Below are 2212 nucleotides of genomic sequence, written 5' to 3' on the forward strand. Positions count from 1 at the left end.
CCGTATCACTGATAACGTTGGTTGTGGTCACCGCTGTACAGCCGTTGGTACCTGTTACCGTCACCGAGTACGGACCCGCCACACTCACCGAGATGCTCGAAGTCGTCGCCCCCGTGCTCCACAGGTAAGTTACGCCTGGACTAGCCGTCGTCGAGATGGTGGCCGTGGGCTGAGTACAGGTCAGCGTGTTGCTCACCGAAGCCGTTACCGTGGGCACGACCGTATTGCTGACCACCGTGGCGGTCGTGGCAGCGGTAGCCCCGTTAGGTGCCGTCACCGTTACCGAATATGGTCCAGCCGCGCTCACTACTATACTTGATGTTGTCTCGCCTGTGCTCCAGAGATAATTAGCGGTGTTACCACTGACTGTAGCACTAACAACAGCTGTTGTCTGAGTACAGGTTATGGTGTTACTTACCGAAGCTGTTACCGTTGGGGCTGCTGTGTCGCTCACCACTGTCGTGGTCGCCACCGCGGTACAACCGTTGGCCGAGGTCACCGTCACTGAGTAGGTGCCCGCGGCACTCACTGAAATCGTTGGCGTGGTCGCGCCGGTATTCCAGATATAGCTTACGCCCGGACTAGCCTGCGTCGAGATCGTCGCCGTAGGCTGGTTAACCGTGATAGTGTTGCTCACAGAGGCCGTCACCGTCGGTACTACCGTGTTACTAGTAACGTTGCTGCTGGCCACCGCCGTACAACCGTTGGCCGAGGTCACCGTAACCGAGTAGGTGCCCGCTGCGCTGGCCGTGATGCTTGGCGTGGTCGCGCCGGTGCTCCACACATAGCTTACTGGCTCGTTGGTTGTAGCCGTGATGCTGACGCTGGTCAGGGTACAGTTCAAAGGCCCCGTGTTAGCCAGCGTTACGCTCGGAGCGGACACATCCTGCTGAACGATGCTGCTGGTGGTAGCCGTACAGCCGTTGGCGGCCGTTACGGTCACCGAGTAGGTGCCCGCGGCACTAGCTGTGATGCTTGGCGTCGTAGCACCTGTATTCCACACGTAATTTATCGCTCCGTTTGCAGTCGCGCTGACCGTGGCCGTCGTGAGCGTACAAGTCAGCGGACCCGTGTTGCTCGCTGTTACCGTCGGTGGAGTCTGATCGATCTGAATAGTGGTGCTGGTTACCGCCGTACAACCATTTGGAGCGGTTACCGTAACTGAATACGTACCGGCAATACTGGTTGAGAAGCTGGCTGTTGTTTGCCCGCTGCTCCACCGATACGTTACGCCTGGGGTTGAGCTGCTCGCACTGATCGTCGCGGTAGTGAGCGTACAGGTCAACGGACCGGTATTCGTGGCCGTTACTGTTGGAGCAAGCACATCCTGCGTAACAATAGTGCTGGCCGTAGCGGTACAACCGTTTGGAGCGGTTACCGTCACCGAATACGTACCGGCGATGCTGGTTGAGAAGCTGGCCGTCGTTTGTCCGTTGCTCCACAGATAGGTCACCGGTCCAGCAGCCGTTACAGATACCGTCGCCGTGGTCAGCGTACAGGTTAGCGGCCCCGTGTTGCTGGCTACAACACCCGTTGGTGGAGCAATATTTTGCTCAACGCTCACGGATGTGGTGGCTTTACAACCATTGGCCGAGGTCACTGTCACTGAGTACGGACCGGCCGTGCCTACTGCAATACTTGACGAGGTCGCTCCAGTACTCCATAGATAGGTTACGCCCGGGCTAGCCGTGGTTGAGATTGTTGCTGATTGCTGTGCGCAGGTCAGCGTGTTGCTTACCGAAGCCGTTACTACTGGCACCGCTGTGTTGCTAAAGACATTCGTGATGGCGAGGGCTGTAGCGCCGTTGGGCGCCGTCACCGTCACCGAGTACGGGCCAGCCGCACTCACTACGATGCTTGGCGTACTCGCCCCCGTACTCCACACGTAGCTCACCCCGGGTGTAGCCGTGGTGCTGATGGTGGCCGTGGGCTGAGCGCAGGTCAGGGTGTTGCTCACTGAAGCCGTTACCGTTGGGGCCGCCGTATCACTCACTACCGTCGTGGTCGTAGCAGCCGTACAGCCGTTGGCCGAGGTCACCGTCACCGAGTAGGTGCCTGCGGCACTCACCGAGATGCTTGGCGTACTCGCCCCCGTGCTCCACACGTAGCTCACCCCGGGTGTAGCCGTGGTGCTGATGGTGGCCGTGGGCTGGTTAACGGTGATGGTGTTGCTGGCTGAAGCCGTTACCGTTGGCACGGCCGTATCACTGAT

The 2212-nt window shown here is 59.3% G+C and carries 1 protein-coding gene; it reads right to left on the reverse strand.

The window, feature by feature from the left end; all coding sequences use genetic code 11:
• On the reverse strand, nucleotides 1-2212 hold a 2212-nt coding region (locus ACFSUS_RS28985; protein WP_381528775.1), incomplete at both ends, for a beta strand repeat-containing protein.

Origin of the sequence: Spirosoma soli, assembly GCF_042684525.1 — a bacterium.
In the GTDB taxonomy this organism is placed as follows: Bacteria; Bacteroidota; Bacteroidia; order Cytophagales; family Spirosomataceae; genus Spirosoma; species Spirosoma soli.